The following is a 16,879-nucleotide window of genomic DNA, read 5'->3' on the forward strand; positions in this document are numbered from 1 at the left end:
GGTCCCTCCTAGGAGACGACGCCGGGCGTCAGGGCCGTCGCGACGACCAGGAGGACGCCCACCGCGAGGGGCGCCAGGTTCCAGCTGCGCCGCGCCTTCTCCTGCCGGTCCACGTCGAGCCGGCCGGTCTCGACCAGGTCCTGCCAGTGCGAGCGGACGAGATACGCCGCGTGGCCGGAGTCGGTGTTCTTCAGGTCGCCGGGTCGAACCGACCCACCGGGTCCGTAGCTCGTCGACGGGAGGTTCGTCAGGTGCTCCACCTTGCCGGAGTGCGTGCCCCACACGCCGGGAGCGGGAGCTGCCCAGGCGGTGTACCCGCGCGACGGCGTGACCAGTTTCAGGGCGTACCTGGTATCGACGTCGACCAGGGCGTTCCACGGGACGCGCACCGTGACCAGGGGATTGCGGAGCGTGACGGCGTCTTCGGCGACGAGGACCGCCGGATACCAGAACAGCCACCACCCCCCGTAGGCGATGCCGAGGAGCGGCCACGCGGTCAGCAGGCCGGCCGGGCCGTCCGTCGCCACGACGGAGGCGAGGCCCCCTGCGGTCACCAGTACGGCGAGACCCGTGAACCACCTGCTGGTCTGCGCCTTGAAGACGGTGGCTCCGGCCACACTCGAGCTGTCCATGGCTCCATGGTCCCAGCACCGACGCCGCCCGCGGCAATCGAGGAGCCCCGGCCCACCGGCGCGGGCTCCGCCACGAAGGAGAACCCCTCATGAGTACACAGGTCATCGGCGGTACGCCAGAAGCCGGAGCGGGCGGCCCGGCAGCGCAGGGGCCCGTGCTCGAGGTCCGCAACCTCAGCGTGGACTTCGGCGTCGACAAGCAGTGGGTACCCGCCGCCATCGACCTGAACTACGAGGTCAACGCGGGTGAGGTCCTGGCGATCGTGGGCGAGTCGGGCTCCGGCAAGAGCGCGAGCTCGATGTCGCTCCTCGGCCTCCTGCCCTCCAACAGCCGCGTGACGGGGGAGGTGCTGCTCAACGGCAAGTCCGTCCTCACGATGTCCCCTGCGAAGCTGCGGCAGATCCGCGGCAACGACGTGGCGGTCATCTTCCAGGAGCCGATGACGGCGCTCAATCCCGTCTACACCGTCGGCTTCCAGATCGTCGAGACCCTGCGGCTGCACAACGAGATCTCGCCGGACGAAGCCAGGCAGCGCGCCCTGCGCCTCCTGCAGATGGTGGAACTGCCCGATCCCGACAAGGCCTTCCGCTCGTACCCCCACCAGCTCTCCGGCGGGCAGCGGCAGCGTGCCATGATCGCGCAGTCCCTCTCCTGCGACCCGAAGCTGCTGATCGCCGACGAGCCCACCACGGCCCTCGACGTCACCGTGCAGGCCGAGATCCTCGACCTCATGAGGAACCTGCGGAACCAGCTCAACAGCGCCATCGTGCTCATCACGCACGACATGGGTGTGGTGGCCGACCTCGCGGACCGGATCGCGGTGATGCGCAAGGGGCGCATCGTCGAGACCGGCACGGCGGAGCAGATCTTCAACAATCCGCAGCACGAGTACACCAAGGCGCTGCTGGCCGCCGTGCCGCACCTCGGGCAGGGTGACGGGAACGACGACGTCGACATCACCGCGGCGCTGGCGGCGGCGACGCACACCGAACTCCAGTCGGTGGACCACGCCGAACTCGAGCGGCGGGAGAACGAGGTCCTCGCGCAGCTCGACGACGAGGTGCGGGTCACCGCGCCGTCGGCCGAGCCCGTGCTCGAACTGGTCGACGTCGCCATCGAGTACCCGAAACAGGGCCGCGTGCCTGCCTTCCGGGCGGTCGAGGGGGCGAACCTCACGGTGTATCCCGGACAGGTCATCGGACTGGTGGGCGAGTCCGGCTCGGGCAAGACGACCATCGGGCGGGCGGCTGTGGGACTGCTGCCCGTCGCAGCGGGCTCCCTGAAGGTCGTGGGCACCGACATCTCGGGCTTCCGTCCGTCGTCGAAGGAACTGGGCGCCGTGCGACGGCACGTCGGCATGGTCTTCCAGGACCCGTCGTCGTCCCTGAACCCGCGGCTGCCCATCGGCGAGAGCATCGGCGAGCCCATGTTCCTCGCCGGCGAGGCGAAGGGCGGTGCCCTGCAGAAGCGCATCGAGACGCTGCTGGACCAGGTGGAGCTCCCTCGCTCCTATCGGAACCGGTACCCCCACGAGCTCTCGGGAGGGCAGAAGCAGCGCGTGGGTATCGCCCGGGCGCTCTCGCTCCGGCCGAAGCTCATGGTCGCGGACGAGCCGACGTCGGCCCTGGACGTGTCGGTGCAGGCGAAGGTGCTGGAACTGTTCCAGAACCTGCAGCGCGAACTCGGTTTCGCCTGCCTGTTCGTCACCCACGACCTCGCCGTGGTGGACGTCCTCGCCGACTACATCTGCGTCATGAAGCGCGGGCGGATCGTCGAGCAGGGCAGCCGTGACCAGATCCTGCGCAGCCCGCAGGATCCGTACACGCAGCGCCTCCTGGCCGCCGTACCGCTGCCGGATCCGGCCAAGCAGCGGGAGCGCCGCGAACTCCGGGCGAAACTCATGGCGACGAGCGACTGACAGCGCGCGCTCCCGCAGGGGATCGCCGGCTGCTCGCGGAAGCCCGTCCTGATGACTCAGGGCGGGCTTTCGCGTGCCGGGCCCGGGGTGGCCGGCCAGCGGTCGCCGCCGTGGACCCACAGGGCGCTGTACAGTATTCGAGGCCGAATCCCGCCAGTCGTTATCCAAGCGTGACCAGCACACGCCGGTACCGCTGGCCTGCGGAAAGACCCGGATGCCGCCTCCTGTCGGGACCCGGTTCAGCGCCCAGCCTCCCCAGATGTTCAGGGAAGCAACGAAACGGGCATATGATTTTTCGGTGTGAGTTGGCTCTCGCTCTCTGCGGAGCCACTAGACCGGCCACATCAGCGCCGGAAGAACCCAATCCCTAGGAGGCGGAATGCGTTTCACGCGCACTTCCAAGATGCTCAGTGTCGCGGCCATCGCCGCGCTGTCGCTGAGTGCATGCGGCGGCGGAAGCAATGAATCCGGCACGAGCGAAGGCACCACCGATGCCGTCATCGTGGTGGACGGATCCGAGCCCCAGAACCCGCTGATCCCCACCAGCACCAACGAGGTGGGTGGCGGCGCCATCCTCGACCTCATCTTCGCCGGGCTGGTCAGCTACGACGCCGACGGCAAGCCGGAGAACGAGATGGCCGAGTCCATCGAGACCGAGGACGCCCAGAACTACACGATCACGCTCAAGGAGGGGAAGACCTTCACCAACGGCGATCCCGTTACCGCGAGCTCCTTCGTGGATGCCTGGAACTACGGAGCCGCCGCCAAGAACGCGCAGCTCTCCAGCTACTTCTTCGAGAGCATCGAAGGGTACGAGGAAGCCAGCGCCGAGGGCTCCACCGTGGAGACCATGAGCGGGCTCACCGTCGTCGACGACCGCACCTTCACCGTCAAGCTCTCGCAGCCCGAGTCCGACTGGCCGCTGCGCCTCGGCTACAGCGCGTTCTTCCCGCTGCCCGCCGCCGCCCTCGAGGACCCCGCGGCGTTCGGCGAGAACCCGATCGGCAACGGCCCGTACAAGTTCGCCGCCGAGGGTGCCTGGCAGCACAACCAGCAGATCGAACTCGTCCCCAATGACGAGTACGAGGGCCCGCAGGAAGCGCAGAACGGTGGCGTGACGTTCAAGATCTACCAGAACGACACGACGGCGTACCAGGACCTCATCTCGGACAACCTGGATGTCCTGAAGACGATCCCCACGAGCGACATCAAGAACTTCAAGAACGACCTCGGCGAGCGCTCGATCGAGTCGCCGTACGCGGGCAACCAGACGATTGCGATCCCGTACTACCTCCCGAACTGGGAGGGTGAGGCCGGCAAGCTCCGCCGCCAGGCGCTGTCTATGTCGATCAACCGCGACGAGATCACCGAGGTCATCTTCAACGGTGGCCGCGAGCCCGCCAAGGACTTCACCGCCCCCGTGCTCGAGGGTTACAGCGACGAACTGCCGGGGAGCGAGAACCTCGAGTACAACCCCGAGCAGGCCAAGAAGCTCTGGGAGGACGCCGAGAAGATCGCGCCCTACGACGAGTCGCAGCCCCTGACCATCGGCTACAACGCCGACAAGGGCGACCACAAGACCTGGGTCGAGGCCGTGGTGAACAACATCAAGAACAACCTCGGCATCGAGGTCGCGGGCAAGCCGTACGCGACGTTCAAGGAAGCGCGCACCGAAGCCACGGAGGAGACCCTCACCGGTGCACTGCGCGCCGGCTGGCAGGCCGACTACCCGTCGCTGTACAACTTCCTCGGGCCCATCTACGCCACGGGCGCCGGCTCCAACGACGCCCGCTACAGCAACCCCGAGTTCGACCAGCAGCTGACCGACGGTCTCGCAGCCAGCACTGTCGAAGAGGGCAACGAGGCGATGAACGCGGCGCAGGAGGACCTCCTCGAGGATCTCCCGGCCATCCCGCTGTGGTACCAGGTCGCCCAGGGCGGCTGGAGCAGCAACGTGGACAACGTCGAGTTCGGCTGGAACGGTGTTCCGCTCTACTACGCCATCACCGGCAAGTAACCCCTAACGGACGAGGGGGCCTGCCCGCCTGCGGGCAGGCCCCTTTTCCGTGCTCCAACGAAAAGGTCCAACACCTCATGAGCAACCCCCACCTGCGTCCCGTGCGGACGCCGTCGGCATCGGGAGGTCGGCGCTGATGGTCTGGTACATCGTCCGACGTTTCCTCCAGCTGATCCCCGTCTTCCTCGGTGCCACCCTGCTGGTGTACTTCCTGGTCTTCAGCCTCCCCGGTGACGCCACCGCCGCGATCTGCGGCGAGCGCGGCTGCACCCCCGCCGTCGTGGCCGGCCTGCGCGAGCAGTACAACCTCGACCAGCCGTTCTGGATCCAGTACCTGCTCTACCTCAAGGGCGTCCTGACCTTCGATCTCGGGACGAACTTCTCCGGCCGGCCGATCGCGACCATCATCGCGGAGGTCTTCCCGACCACTGCGAAGCTCGCCATCATGGCCCTCGTCATCGAGGCCGTGTTCGGGATCGTCTTCGGCCTCATCGCCGGTCTCCGCAAGGGGAAGATCTTCGACTCCTCCGTCCTCGTCCTCTCCCTGATCGTGATCGCGGTCCCCATCTTCGTGCTCGGCTTCCTCATGCAGTTCCTGATCGGCGTGAAGCTGCAGTGGACCAATCCGACCGTGAGCGGCGACGCCACCTTCACGGAGCTGCTCCTGCCGGCGGTGGTGCTCGGGCTCGTGTCCTTCGCCTACGTCCTCCGCCTCACCCGCACGAGCATCATCGAGAACGTCAACGCGGACTACGTGCGCACGGCAACGGCCAAGGGCCTCAGCCGCCGCCGCGTCGTCGTCGTCCATGTCCTCCGCAACTCGCTGATCCCGGTGGTGACCTTCCTCGGCGCCGACCTCGGCGCCCTCATGGGAGGCGCGATCGTCACCGAGGGCATCTTCAACGTCAACGGCGTCGGCAACACCCTCTACCGTGCCGTGCTCAACGGGGACGGACCGATGGTCGTCTCGATCGTCACGTTCCTCATCCTCATCTTCTGCCTGGCGAACCTGCTGGTGGATCTCCTGTACGCGTGGCTGGACCCAAGGATTCGATATGCCTGAACCAACACACACCTCACCCGGCACGCAGGGCCCGGCGCCCGTGGTCCGCACCAAGACCTCCGCCTACCCGATCGAGCACTTCGTCGCGAACGTCGACGAGACGCCGGTCCGCGCGACGGACAGCACGGTGTCCGACGCCGCCCCCCGCAGTCTCTGGGGGGAGGCCTGGCGCAGCCTGCGCAAGCAGCCGCTGTTCATCATCAGCGCCGTCCTGATCCTCGCCGTCATCTTCGTGGCACTCTTCCCCGGTGTCTTCACCAACGAACCGCCCAACGAGAACTGCCTGCTCGAGAACTCCGACGGCGGGCCCGTCGCGGGACACCCGCTCGGCTTCACGGTCCAGGGCTGCGACATCCTCTCCCGCGTCGTCTACGGCACGCAGTCGTCCCTCACGGTCGGGCTGTTCGCCACCCTCGGCGTGGTCCTGATCGGTGGCCTCATCGGCGCCCTCGCCGGCTTCTTCGGTGGCTGGGTCGACGCGATCCTCGCCCGCATCGGCGACATCTTCTTCGCGCTCCCGCTCATCCTCGGCGCGATCGTCGTCGTGCAGCTGCCGGTCTTCCAGCAGAACCGCAACGTCTGGACGCTCGTCGTCATCCTCGTCACGTTCGGCTGGCCCCAGATCGCCCGCATCACGAGGGCCGCCGTGATCGAGGTACGCAACGCCGACTTCGTGACCGCGGCGCGCTCGCTCGGGGTGTCGCCGCTCGGTGCCCTCGTCAAGCACGTCATCCCGAACGCCCTGGCACCGGTCATCGTCATCGCGACCATCTCGCTCGGGACGTTCATCGTCGCGGAGTCCACGCTGTCCTTCCTCGGGATCGGGCTCCCGCCGGACGTCATGTCCTGGGGGAATGACATCTTCTCGGCGAAGCCCTCGCTGCGGAGCAACCCCATGGCCATCTTCTGGCCGGGCCTCGCCCTGTCCATCACCGTTCTGAGCTTCATCATGCTGGGCGACGCCCTGCGTGACGCTCTCGACCCGAAGGCGCGCAAGCGATGAGCCACAGCACAGGTCACCAGACCGCCACGCCCCAGCCGCTCCTCGAGCTCCGGGACCTGGCCATCACCTTCTCGACGTCGAACGGGGACGTACCGGCGGTGCGCAACGCGCACCTGACCGTCATGCCCGGCGAGACCGTCGCGATCGTGGGGGAGTCCGGGTCCGGGAAGTCGACGACGGCGCTGGCCGCGATCGGCCTCCTGCCCGCCAACGGACGCGTGTCCAACGGCAGCATCATCTTCGACGGCGAGGACATCACCCACGCCTCGGAGAAGCGGATCGTCGAGCTCCGGGGTTCGTCCATCGGCATGGTGCCGCAGGACCCGATGTCCAACCTCAATCCGGTCTGGAAGATCGGCTTCCAGGTGCGCGAGACGCTGAAGGCCAACGGCCTGCCGAGCGGGCCGCAGGACGTCGCGAAGGTACTCGCGGAGGCGGGCCTGCCCGACGCCGCATCGCGCGCCAACCAGTACCCGCACGAGTTCTCCGGCGGGATGCGCCAGCGCGCCCTGATCGCCATCGGGCTCTCCTGCAGGCCGCGCCTGCTCATCGCGGACGAGCCGACGTCGGCCCTGGACGTGACGGTGCAGCGGCAGATCCTCGACCACCTCGACACCATGACGGAGGAGCTCGGCACCGCGGTGCTGCTCATCACCCATGACCTCGGCCTCGCGGCCGAGCGCGCCCACAAGGTGATCGTCATGTACAAGGGTCAGGTCGTGGAGGCCGGGCCCGCGCTCGAGCTGCTCACCAACCCGCGCCACCCCTACACGCAGAAGCTGGTGGCCTCGGCGCCGTCGATCGCCTCCCGCCGGATCGAGTCGGCGAAGAAGGCCGGTGTCCGGACGCAGGACCTGCTGGCACCCTCGGTCACGGCAACCGCCGCGCTCGACCGGGTGATCGAGGTCGAGGACCTGACGAAGGTCTTCAAGATCCGCGGCAGCTGGGGCAAGTCGACCGACTTCACCGCGGTGGACAAAGTGTCCTTCTCGATCGCCCGCGGCACCACCACGGCCGTCGTCGGCGAGTCCGGATCCGGGAAGTCGACCGTCGCGAAGATGGTCCTCGGCCTGGAGGGGGCGACGTCGGGCAGCATCCGGTTCGACGGCGTGGACATCACGACGCTCGGGCGCAAGGAGATGTTCGACTTCCGCCGCCGCGTGCAGCCGATCTTCCAGGACCCCTACGGCTCGCTCGATCCGATGTACAACATCTACCGGACCATCGAGGAGCCCCTGCGGGTCCACGGTGTCGGTACGGCGAAGACGCGCGAGAAGAAGGTCCGGGAGCTCCTCGACCAGGTGGCCCTGCCGTCCGCGATGATGCAGCGCTTCCCGAACGAGCTCTCGGGCGGGCAGCGCCAGCGCGTGGCGATCGCGCGTGCGCTGGCCCTCGACCCGGAGGTCGTCATCTGCGACGAGGCCGTCTCGGCACTCGACGTGCTCGTGCAGGCGCAGATCCTGAACCTGCTCGCCGACCTGCAGTCCGAGCTCGGGCTCAGCTACCTCTTCATCACGCACGACCTCGCCGTGGTCCGGCAGATCGCCGACCACGTGGCCGTGATGGAGAAGGGGAAGCTCGTGGAGCAGAGCACCACCGACCAGGTGTTCGACAACCCGACGACCGCGTACACCCAGGCGCTCCTCGCAGCGATCCCGGGTGCTGCCCTCGAGCTGCCGCCCGAGGTCGCCTAGTCCCACCGCGCATCGCGCGGCGCGGCCCGAGCCGGCCGCAGCACCACGACGACGGCGGTCCTCCACCCGGAGGGCCGCCGTCGTTCTGTGCCGGTACCGATCCGAACAGCCATTGACAGGCCGCATTAGGTCTGTTTTTCCCCAGCGCCTAGACTGGTAAGAGGGCGTGCAGTGCAGCCGCCGTCAATTTCCCCGCAGTAGATACCGAATTGAGTAATCACGCATGTCTGAAACCACAGGCAACACCGCTGTCCGCAGCGATCTCCGCAACGTAGCCATCGTGGCCCACGTTGACCACGGAAAAACCACCCTGGTCGACGCCATGCTGAAGCAGACCAATTCGTTCGCGGCCCACGGCGACGTGGCCGACCGCGTCATGGACTCGGGCGACCTCGAGCGCGAGAAGGGCATCACCATCCTCGCGAAGAACACCACGGTGTTCTACGACGGCCCCGCGGCCAAGGGCGAGACCATCACCATCAACGTCATCGACACCCCGGGCCACGCCGACTTCGGCGGCGAGGTGGAGCGCGGGCTGTCCATGGTCGACGGCGTCGTCCTGCTCGTCGATGCGTCCGAGGGCCCGCTGCCCCAGACGCGCTTCGTGCTCCGCAAGGCCCTCGCGGCCAAGCTTCCCGTCATCCTCCTGGTCAACAAGACGGATCGGCCGGACTCCCGCATCGAGGAGGTCGTCAGTGAGTCGATGGACCTGCTCCTCGGACTCGCCTCCGACCTCGCCGACGAGGTGCCCGACCTGGACCTCGACCTCATCCTGAACGTGCCGGTCGTCTACGCGGCGGCCCGCGTGGGTGCCGCGTCGATCGAGCAGCCGGCGAACGGCAGCGCGCCGTCCAACGACAACCTGGAACCGCTGTTCCAGACGATCATCGACCACATCCCCGCGCCCCGCTACAACCCGGACGGTGTCCTCCAGGCGCACGTCACCAACCTCGACGCCTCGCCGTTCCTCGGCCGCCTCGCTCTGCTCCGCATCTTCAACGGCACGCTCCGCAAGGGCCAGCAGGTCGCCTGGGCCCGTCAGAACGGTGAGCTCAAGACCGTCAAGATCACCGAGCTGCTCGCCACGAAGGCCCTCGACCGTGTCCCCACCGACTCCGCGGGACCCGGCGAGATCGTCGCCGTCGCCGGTATCGAGGGCATCACCATCGGCGAGACCCTGACGGACGTCGACAATCCCCAGCCGCTGCCGCTCATCACGGTCGACGACCCCGCGATCTCCGTCACCATCGGGATCAACACCTCGCCGCTGGCCGGCAAGGTCAAGGGTGCAAAGGTCACCGCGCGCCAGGTCAAGGACCGCCTCGACAAGGAGCTCATCGGCAACGTCTCGCTCCGCGTGCTCCCCACCGCCCGCCCCGACGCCTGGGAGGTCCAGGGCCGCGGCGAGCTCGCGCTGGCCATCCTCGTGGAGCAGATGCGCCGCGAAGGCTTCGAGCTCACGGTCGGCAAGCCGCAGGTGGTCACCAGGACCATCGACGGCAAGATCCACGAGCCGATGGAGCACATGACCATCGACGTCCCCGAGGAGTACCTCGGCGGCGTCACGCAGCTCATGGCCGCCCGCAAGGGACGCATGACCAACATGGCGAACCACGGTACCGGCTGGGTCCGTATGGAGTTCATCGTGCCCGCACGAGGCCTGATCGGCTTCCGCACCCGCTTCCTCACGGACACGCGCGGCGCCGGTATCGCCGCGTCCATCTCCGAGGGCTACGAGCCATGGGCCGGTGACATCGAGTACCGCACCAACGGGTCGATGATCGCCGACCGCGCCGGTGTCGTGACCCCGTTCGCGATGATCAACCTGCAGGAGCGCGGCTCCTTCTTCGTCCAGCCCACCTCCGAGGTGTACGAGGGCATGATCGTCGGCGAGAACTCACGCGCCGACGACATGGAGGTCAACATCACGAAGGAGAAGAAGCTCACCAACATGCGTGCGGCTTCCTCGGACACCTTCGAGAACCTGACGCCGCCGCGGAACCTCACGCTGGAGGAGTCGCTCGAGTTCGCCCGCGAGGACGAGTGCGTGGAGGTCACGCCGGAGTCCATCCGGATCCGCAAGGTCATCCTGGACGCCAACGAGCGCATGCGCGCATCGCGTTCACGCGCCCGCGCCTGATCACGGCTGTCCCCGCGCACCATGGTCCCTGACGACGCCGGCACCTCCCCAGCAGGGGAGGGCCGGCGTTCGTCGTTCCCGTTCGGGGATGGTCCCGGTCGGTCGACCGCGGGCGTCGCGCCCGCGGGACCGTCCCGGGAGGCGTCCGACGCCGCGAGCGGCGCTCCTCCCGGCCGTATCCCGTCGATCCTCGGGAGTGTGGCTGCGGGAGTCGTGGCGGCGGTCTTCGGTACCCTGCTGCACGGGCAGCTCCTGTACGTCGGCTCCGCCGCGATCCCGATCGGCGCGCTCGGGGCCCTGGTCCTCGCCGCGAGCCTCTTCCTGCTCAGCGGACTGTGGGCACGCACCGTGATCCAGACGGCCGTCGCGGGGGCCGTGGCCTACGGCGTCGTGGCCCTGATCTCGACGTCCCCGAAGACCCTGATTCTCACCGGCGCCTCGGAGTCGGCCCCTGGGACGGCACTGGCCGGCAACCTGTGGCTCTTCGGTGTGCTGGTCGTGACGCTCGGCGCCGTCGTGGTGGGGAGCATCGTGCTGAGGCCGGTCGGGTCCGCGCGCCGGAGGACCTGACGGGACGGTGTCCGATCCTCAGTCCGCGGTGCGGTCCAGATGGTGCGCGAGCATGATCGACGTGGCTGTGCCGTCGGGGTCCGGTTCGCGCCGCGCATAGTCCTCGAAGACCTCGCGGATGCGTCCCATCATCTCGGCGCGGTGGGAGTCGTTGAGCTTGATGCCCATCCGCCAGACGTCGATGTCGGCGGGCTGCAGGCCCTCGATCTCCTGCAGGAACGTCTCGACGAGGACGGGCGCGGCATTGGGGATGCGGCTGTTCCAGGAGAGGCCGGTGGCGCGGTAGGGGATCTCCTTCGCACCGCGGTTGCCCGTTCTGGCGTCGTCCGCGGCGAGGAAGCCCGTGGACAGCAGGGTCCGGACATGATGGAGGGCCGTTGCCGGATTCAGCTCCAGGATCTCTGCGATCTCCTTGTTGGTCCTCGCCTTGTGGAGGCACAGGCGCAGGATGCGGATCCTGACCGGTGAGCTGAGTGCCCGCCCTCGGGCCTGGAGATCCTCGTCGACAGTCATCCCCCGATTGTACGGGCACCCGGGTCATTGATTGATAGGTCCCAATCACTGTGACGGGTGATGACGTGCCGCCACACCGCCTCCGGCCAGCGCCCGACCAGCACCCCACCAACACCCCACCAGCATCCGGTCGGCGCGTGGTCAGCGCCTCGGCGCCCGCCGAGGGGGCGGAGGTGGCACGGCCCGCGCGGCGGTGATGTCGGCGAGCGGGACGACGACGTCCCCCCGCCGCGTCCGCACCGTGCACGAGCCGGGATCGAGCGCCACCAGGTCCCCGAGGGAGTCCGAGAACCCGTCCCCGTCGCGGCGGCGCACCACCACCCTCGTGCTGAGGGGGAGCGAGGCGAGGAGGTCGGCGGGGTTCTGCACGCGTCAAGCGTAGGCGCACTGCACCTCCGACGTGCCGGCGGGTGGACCAGCGATCTCCGTGGATCCGGTCCGGGCGGGGCGGGGCCTTGCGTTAAGCTGGAAGCCGTACCCCAGGGTGCGTCAGCCGACCCCAGTCACCAGGAAAGGCGTGGGAAGTGACCTACGTAATCGCGCAGCCATGCGTGGATGTCAAGGACAAGGCCTGTATCGAGGAATGCCCTGTCGACTGCATTTATGAGGGCGAGCGGTCGCTCTACATCCACCCCGACGAGTGCGTGGACTGCGGTGCGTGTGAACCCGTGTGCCCGGTGGAGGCCATCTACTACGAGGACGACACCCCCGAGCAGTGGGCCGAGTACTACAAGGCCAATGTCGAGTTCTTCGACGTGCCCGCTCCGGCCGGTGCGGCGCTCGGGTCGCCCGGCGGAGCGGCGAAGGTCGGCAACGCCGGGTTCGACCACCCGATCATCGCGGCGCTCCCGCCCCAGAACCAGCCCGCCTAGGTGGTGGCCGGGGAGCCGAGACCGTTCGGCCTACAGCTGCCGGACTACCCGTGGGACGCCATGGCGCCCTACCGGGAGATCGCCGCACGGCACCCCGACGGCATCGTCGACCTGTCGATCGGCACCCCCGTGGATCCCACGCCCGGCCTCATCCAGGACGCCCTGGCCTCGGCGGCGGACGCTCACGGCTACCCGACGACCCACGGGACGCAGGCACTCCGTGAGGCCATCAGCGACTGGTTCGCGCGCCGCAGGGGAGTGACCGACCTCGATCCGCAGGACATCCTGCCAACTGTCGGTTCCAAGGAGCTCGTGGCGTGGCTGCCCCTGCTGCTGGGCCTGCGGGCCGGTGACGTCGTGGTGCGTCCCACGGTCGCCTATCCCACGTACGACGTCGGGGCCCACCTCGCCGGCGCCACCCCGGTCGCGGCCGACTCCCTCGACGAGCTCCCCGACGACGTCCGCGCACGCGTCCGGCTCGTGTGGATCAACTCGCCCGGCAATCCGACCGGAGAGGTGCTGGACGTCCCAGCGCTGAAGACGGTCGTCGACGACGCTCGCGCGCTCGGTGCCGTCGTCGCCTCGGACGAGTGCTACGGCGAACTGGGCTGGGGTGCGTGGGATCCCGCCGACGGCGGGGAACCGGTCCCGAGCGTGCTCGACCCGCGGGTCTCCGGCGGCTCGCACGCGAACCTCCTCGCGGTGTACTCGCTGAGCAAGCAGTCGAATGTCGCCGGGTATCGGGCCGCCTTCACGGCCGGCGACCCGGCGATCGTCGCCAACCTCGTCAACTCGCGCAAGCACGCCGGCATGATCGTGCCGTATCCGGTGCAGGAGGCCATGCGCACAGCCCTGGCGGACGATGCCCACGTCGCCGCGCAGAAGGACCTCTACCGCCGTCGTCGGGGGGTGCTCGTCCCCGCCCTGGAGCGCGCGGGCTTCACCGTCTCGGGTTCGGTGGCGGGCCTGTATCTCTGGGTGACCAACGGGCAGGGGACCTGGGACACCATCGGCATGCTGGCCGGGCTCGGGATCCTCGCGGGTCCCGGCGTGTTCTACGGGGACGCGGGGAACGGCTTCGTCAGGGTCGCCCTGACGGGCACAGACGAGCGGGTCGATGCGGCCGCCGCCCGGCTGGCGGACACTCTCCGCTGAGGACGCGTGCCGTTGCTGTTCCACAACGAAGGCCAGCAGGATTAGTGGTGGAGGGCTGCCGGACGGTAGCGTTTCAGCTGAATATGCGATCGCCGGAACGACGCGTGTCCTCCTGCGCAGCGATGATCGTGGCGACACCCCCGCTCCAGCTCCTGAAGGAGAATCAATGACAGAGCAGAAAGCTGCCTCCCTGCACTACGACGGAGGAGAGCTCAGCCTGCCGCTGGTGCCCGCTGTCGAGGGCAACAACGGCTACGACGTGTCGAAGCTGCTCAAGCAGACCGGCCAGGTCACCTTCGACCCCGGTTTCATGAACACCGCGGCCACCAGCTCCGCGATCACGTACATCGACGGCGACGCAGGGATCCTGCGGTACCGCGGCTACCCGATCGAGGAGCTCGCGAAGAACTCCAGCTTCCTCGAGGTGTCCTACCTCCTCATCTACGGCAACCTGCCCACGCCCGAGGAACTCGGCGCGTTCGACGGCCGGATCCGCCGCCACACGCTGCTGCACGAGGAGCTCAAGGGCTTCTTCGGCGGCTTTCCCCGCGACGCGCACCCGATGCCCGTGCTGTCCTCCGCCGTCTCGGCGCTGTCCACGTTCTACCAGGACTCCCTCGATCCGTTCGACGACGAACAGGTGGAGCTCTCGACGTTCCGCCTGATGGCGAAGCTGCCCGTCATCGCCGCCTACGCCCACAAGAAGTCCATCGGACAGCCGATGCTGTACCCGGACAACTCGATGAACCTCGTCGAGAACTTCCTGCGGCTCTCCTTCGGCCTGCCCGCCGAGCCGTACGATCTCGATCCGATGATGGTCAAGGCACTGGACCTGCTGCTCATCCTGCACGCCGACCACGAGCAGAACTGCTCGACGTCGACCGTCCGCCTCGTCGGAAGCTCCAACGCGAACATGTTCGCGTCCGTCTCTGCGGGGATCAACGCCCTGTTCGGCCCGCTGCACGGCGGGGCCAACGAGGCCGTGCTCAACATGCTGCGCGACATCCAGGCCAAGGGCATGCAGCCCGAGGACTTCATGGAGAAGGTCAAGAACAAGGAAGACGGCGTGAAGCTCATGGGCTTCGGGCACCGCGTCTACAAGAACTACGATCCGCGCGCGAAGATCGTCAAGGCCACGGCGCACGACATCCTCAGCAAGCTCGGCGGGAACGACGAGCTGCTGGACATCGCGATGAGGCTCGAGGAGAAGGCGCTGGCGGACGACTACTTCATCGAGCGCAAGCTGTACCCGAACGTGGACTTCTACACGGGCCTCATCTACAAGGCCATGGGATTCCCGGAGAAGATGTTCACCGTCCTGTTCGCCATCGGCCGCCTGCCCGGGTGGATCGCCCAGTGGCGCGAGATGATGCAGGATCCGCAGACAAAGATCGGCCGTCCGCGCCAGCTCTACACGGGTGAGGGCGAGCGCCACTACCCGGCCAACTAGCACCGCAGTACGGACCGTACGACGACGGCCGCCCACCTCGCGAGGTGGGCGGCCGTCGTCGTGGTACCGGGGCGTCAGGCGTTCTGGTGCGTGGTCGCGTAGCCTTGCGGGTTGTTCCGCTGCCAGCGCCAGTGGTCCTCGCACATCTCGGCGAGCGTGCGGGCGGCGGACCAGCCGAGGTCGGCGAGGGCCGAGGAGGGGTCCGCGTAGCTGACGGCGGCGTCCCCGGGGCGGCGGGGGGCGAACTCGTACGGGATCTCGCGGCCCACGGCTGCCGAGAAGGCGGCGAGGACCTCGAGGACCGAGGACCCGTTGCCGGTGCCGAGGTTCCAGGTGTGCACGCCGCCGTGGGCCACGAGGTAGTCCAGCGCGGCGAGGTGGCCGGCGGCGAGGTCGACGACGTGGATGTAGTCGCGGACCCCCGTGCCGTCCGGCGTCGGGTAGTCGTTGCCGAACACCAGGACCTTCTCGCGGCGCCCCACGGCCACCTGCGCCACGAACGGGAGGAGATTGTTCGGGATGCCGGTGGGGTCCTCGCCGATCGTGCCGGAGGAGTGCGCGCCCACCGGGTTGAAGTAGCGCAGCAGGGCGATGTTCCAGCGGGCATCCGCCGCCCCGAGGTCGCTGAGGATGTCCTCGATCTGCTCCTTGGTGCGTCCGTAGGGGTTGACGGCGTCGAGCGGGAGCTTCTCCGTGAGCGGTACTTCCTCGGACGCCCCGTAGACCGTGGCGGAGGAGCTGAACACGAGCGTGCGCACTCCGGCGTCGTCCATGACGCGCAGGAGGTTCAGCGTCCCGCCCACGTTGTTGTGGTAGTAGTACAGCGGCTTCTCCACCGACTCGCCGACCGCCTTCAGTCCCGCGAAGTGGATCACGGCGTCGACCTGCTCCTCCGCGAAGATCGCGCGGAGCCGGGCCTCGTCGAGGAGGTCGGCGTGGTGGAACACCGGGGAACGGCCGGCGAGGGTGGCGACTCGCTGCAGGGAGGTCTCGGTGGAGTTCAGCAGGTTGTCGACGACGACGACGTCGTGGCCGTTCTCGAGCAGGGTCAGGACGGTGTGCGAGCCGATGTAGCCACTGCCACCGGTAACGAGGATCTTCATGCTCCCATCCTAGGCGGGCGCTCACTCGGGCCCGCGGGATGACGGCGTCCCCGGCGGTCCCTGCACCTCTGGAGCGTCGTGGATCCGGAGGCTACTGTAGGACCAGCATGACCGGTCCGAAGGAGGCCCATGTCGTACCCCGACCCCGGCTACAGCACGTACTTCACCGTGGACACCTCGGAGGTGCTGCTCGTGGCGCTCTACCTGAGGGACTGCGCGGACTTCCGGGGGCTCGGGAGGCCGGCGCTGCCGCCGGTCACTCCTGCGGTCCGCCCGGTGGACCTCCGGCGCCTGGTGGAACCCTTCGGGGGGTCGGCCACACTGCGCGTCGAGTGGGAGGCGTGGTGGCACAGCCTCCTGTCGCACCGCATCAGTGACGCCGTCCTCCCGGTCCCGCCGCGCTTCGAGGCGCTCGACGGCATGGAGGCGCTGAAGGCCCTCCTGCGGGCCCGTGTCGGGGCGGCGACCGACTGGGCCGAGGAGCGGTGCGCGGAGTACGCCCTGCACGCCGGCTCACGCGGGGCCGAGAGCATCGAATACCTGCTGTCCCGCATGATCCAGGAGCGCGAACTCGAACTGGGACGGGCGGCGCGGCGGTTCACGCTCCAGGTGATCGAGCTGCCCCTGGGGGTGCGCCGCGCCTGGTGGGTGGAACCGGACAAGCTCCTCATGTGCCAGGAACTGTTCGACGACGAACAGTCCTTCCGCAGTTACGTGGAGCCCGTGATCAGGATGCTGGCCTGACCTG

The 16,879-nt window shown here is 68.3% G+C and carries 15 protein-coding genes; 11 read left to right on the forward strand and 4 right to left on the reverse strand.

What is annotated here, in order from left to right; translation table 11 throughout:
• Nucleotides 1-8: 8 nt before the first annotated feature.
• The gene (locus ACTIMO_RS08965; protein ID WP_055768517.1) at nucleotides 9-632 is read right to left on the reverse strand and encodes a PH domain-containing protein; all 624 of its coding nucleotides are present in this window, start codon (nucleotides 630-632) and stop codon (nucleotides 9-11) included.
• Nucleotides 633-721: 89 nt separating this feature from the next.
• On the opposite strand from ACTIMO_RS08965, the gene ACTIMO_RS08970 reads away from it, so the two are divergent.
• The 7 genes from ACTIMO_RS08970 to ACTIMO_RS09000 all read left to right on the forward strand — a co-directional run bounded on the left by ACTIMO_RS08970 (nucleotide 722) and on the right by ACTIMO_RS09000 (nucleotide 11,038).
• Nucleotides 722-2,551, forward strand: coding sequence for an ABC transporter ATP-binding protein (locus ACTIMO_RS08970; RefSeq protein ID WP_055768519.1), 1,830 nt, complete (start codon nucleotides 722-724; stop codon nucleotides 2,549-2,551).
• 379 nt (nucleotides 2,552-2,930) lie between these two features.
• A complete protein-coding gene (locus ACTIMO_RS08975; protein ID WP_055768521.1) occupies nucleotides 2,931-4,568 on the forward strand; it encodes a peptide ABC transporter substrate-binding protein in 1,638 nt (545 codons plus the stop codon).
• Between the two features lie 136 nt (nucleotides 4,569-4,704).
• Nucleotides 4,705-5,631, forward strand: a complete 927-nt coding sequence (locus tag ACTIMO_RS08980) for an ABC transporter permease (RefSeq protein ID WP_055768523.1) — start codon at nucleotides 4,705-4,707, stop codon at nucleotides 5,629-5,631.
• Nucleotides 5,624-6,634: an ABC transporter permease gene (locus ACTIMO_RS08985; RefSeq protein ID WP_082471290.1), complete on the forward strand. Its 1,011-nt coding sequence runs from the start codon at nucleotides 5,624-5,626 to the stop codon at nucleotides 6,632-6,634. Before ACTIMO_RS08980 ends, ACTIMO_RS08985 begins: the two co-directional genes overlap by 8 nt.
• Nucleotides 6,631-8,328 carry a dipeptide ABC transporter ATP-binding protein gene (locus tag ACTIMO_RS08990; RefSeq protein ID WP_448182189.1) on the forward strand — a complete coding sequence of 566 codons (1,698 nt, stop codon included), beginning with the start codon at nucleotides 6,631-6,633 and terminating at the stop codon, nucleotides 8,326-8,328. The genes ACTIMO_RS08985 and ACTIMO_RS08990 overlap by 4 nt, the downstream gene beginning before the upstream one ends.
• Before the next feature lie 223 nt (nucleotides 8,329-8,551).
• A complete protein-coding gene (gene typA, locus ACTIMO_RS08995) occupies nucleotides 8,552-10,468 on the forward strand; it encodes a translational GTPase TypA (protein ID WP_055768529.1) in 1,917 nt (638 codons plus the stop codon).
• Nucleotides 10,469-10,489: 21 nt separating this feature from the next.
• The gene (locus ACTIMO_RS09000) at nucleotides 10,490-11,038 is read left to right on the forward strand and encodes a hypothetical protein (RefSeq protein WP_422390296.1); all 549 of its coding nucleotides are present in this window, start codon (nucleotides 10,490-10,492) and stop codon (nucleotides 11,036-11,038) included.
• Nucleotides 11,039-11,056: 18 nt separating this feature from the next.
• On the opposite strand, the gene ACTIMO_RS09005 is transcribed toward ACTIMO_RS09000, so the two are convergent.
• Both ACTIMO_RS09005 and ACTIMO_RS09010 read right to left on the reverse strand, forming a co-directional pair.
• Nucleotides 11,057-11,551 carry an ArsR/SmtB family transcription factor gene (locus tag ACTIMO_RS09005; protein ID WP_055768535.1) on the reverse strand — a complete coding sequence of 165 codons (495 nt, stop codon included), beginning with the start codon at nucleotides 11,549-11,551 and terminating at the stop codon, nucleotides 11,057-11,059.
• Between the two features lie 141 nt (nucleotides 11,552-11,692).
• A complete protein-coding gene (locus ACTIMO_RS09010) occupies nucleotides 11,693-11,920 on the reverse strand; it encodes a putative acetyltransferase (protein WP_055768538.1) in 228 nt (75 codons plus the stop codon).
• A 155-nt stretch (nucleotides 11,921-12,075) separates the two neighbouring features.
• Here ACTIMO_RS09010 and fdxA point away from each other — a divergent pair, with 155 nt between their 5' ends.
• The 3 genes from fdxA (at nucleotide 12,076) to ACTIMO_RS09025 (ending at nucleotide 15,028) form a co-directional block, all read left to right on the forward strand.
• The gene (gene fdxA, locus ACTIMO_RS09015) at nucleotides 12,076-12,423 is read left to right on the forward strand and encodes a ferredoxin (protein ID WP_055768541.1); all 348 of its coding nucleotides are present in this window, start codon (nucleotides 12,076-12,078) and stop codon (nucleotides 12,421-12,423) included.
• A gap of 3 nt (nucleotides 12,424-12,426) precedes the next feature.
• Nucleotides 12,427-13,578 (forward strand): succinyldiaminopimelate transaminase, encoded by a 1,152-nt coding sequence (dapC, locus tag ACTIMO_RS09020; protein ID WP_414826616.1) that lies wholly within the window; start codon nucleotides 12,427-12,429, stop codon nucleotides 13,576-13,578.
• A 166-nt stretch (nucleotides 13,579-13,744) separates the two neighbouring features.
• Entirely contained in the window at nucleotides 13,745-15,028 is a 1,284-nt protein-coding gene (locus tag ACTIMO_RS09025) for a citrate synthase (protein WP_422390295.1), read from the forward strand.
• A 74-nt stretch (nucleotides 15,029-15,102) separates the two neighbouring features.
• Here the strand turns inward: ACTIMO_RS09025 and galE are convergent, their stop codons facing one another.
• Nucleotides 15,103-16,131: a UDP-glucose 4-epimerase GalE gene (galE, locus tag ACTIMO_RS09030; RefSeq protein ID WP_422390294.1), complete on the reverse strand. Its 1,029-nt coding sequence runs from the start codon at nucleotides 16,129-16,131 to the stop codon at nucleotides 15,103-15,105.
• Between the two features lie 129 nt (nucleotides 16,132-16,260).
• Here galE and ACTIMO_RS09035 point away from each other — a divergent pair, with 129 nt between their 5' ends.
• A complete protein-coding gene (locus tag ACTIMO_RS09035; RefSeq protein WP_422390293.1) occupies nucleotides 16,261-16,875 on the forward strand; it encodes a hypothetical protein in 615 nt (204 codons plus the stop codon).
• Nucleotides 16,876-16,879 lie beyond the last annotated feature (4 nt).

The sequence above is a fragment of the Arthrobacter sp. CP30 genome (assembly GCF_053470025.1).

Bases quoted from the DNA above. Each gene is read 5' to 3' on its own strand.
- ACTIMO_RS08975 (WP_055768521.1), top strand. From the start codon at position 2,931: ATGCGTTTCACGCGCACTTCCAAGATGCTCAGTGTCGCGGCCATCGCC.
- ACTIMO_RS09035 (WP_422390293.1), top strand. From the start codon at position 16,261: ATGTCGTACCCCGACCCCGGCTACAGCACGTACTTCACCGTGGACACC.
- ACTIMO_RS09005 (WP_055768535.1), bottom strand. From the start codon at position 11,551: ATGACTGTCGACGAGGATCTCCAGGCCCGAGGGCGGGCACTCAGCTCA.
- ACTIMO_RS08965 (WP_055768517.1), bottom strand. From the start codon at position 632: ATGGACAGCTCGAGTGTGGCCGGAGCCACCGTCTTCAAGGCGCAGACC.
- ACTIMO_RS08980 (WP_055768523.1), top strand. From the start codon at position 4,705: ATGGTCTGGTACATCGTCCGACGTTTCCTCCAGCTGATCCCCGTCTTC.
- galE (WP_422390294.1), bottom strand. From the start codon at position 16,131: ATGAAGATCCTCGTTACCGGTGGCAGTGGCTACATCGGCTCGCACACC.
- ACTIMO_RS08985 (WP_082471290.1), top strand. From the start codon at position 5,624: ATGCCTGAACCAACACACACCTCACCCGGCACGCAGGGCCCGGCGCCC.
- ACTIMO_RS09000 (WP_422390296.1), top strand. From the start codon at position 10,490: ATGGTCCCTGACGACGCCGGCACCTCCCCAGCAGGGGAGGGCCGGCGT.
- typA (WP_055768529.1), top strand. From the start codon at position 8,552: ATGTCTGAAACCACAGGCAACACCGCTGTCCGCAGCGATCTCCGCAAC.
- ACTIMO_RS09025 (WP_422390295.1), top strand. From the start codon at position 13,745: ATGACAGAGCAGAAAGCTGCCTCCCTGCACTACGACGGAGGAGAGCTC.
- ACTIMO_RS08990 (WP_448182189.1), top strand. From the start codon at position 6,631: ATGAGCCACAGCACAGGTCACCAGACCGCCACGCCCCAGCCGCTCCTC.
- ACTIMO_RS08970 (WP_055768519.1), top strand. From the start codon at position 722: ATGAGTACACAGGTCATCGGCGGTACGCCAGAAGCCGGAGCGGGCGGC.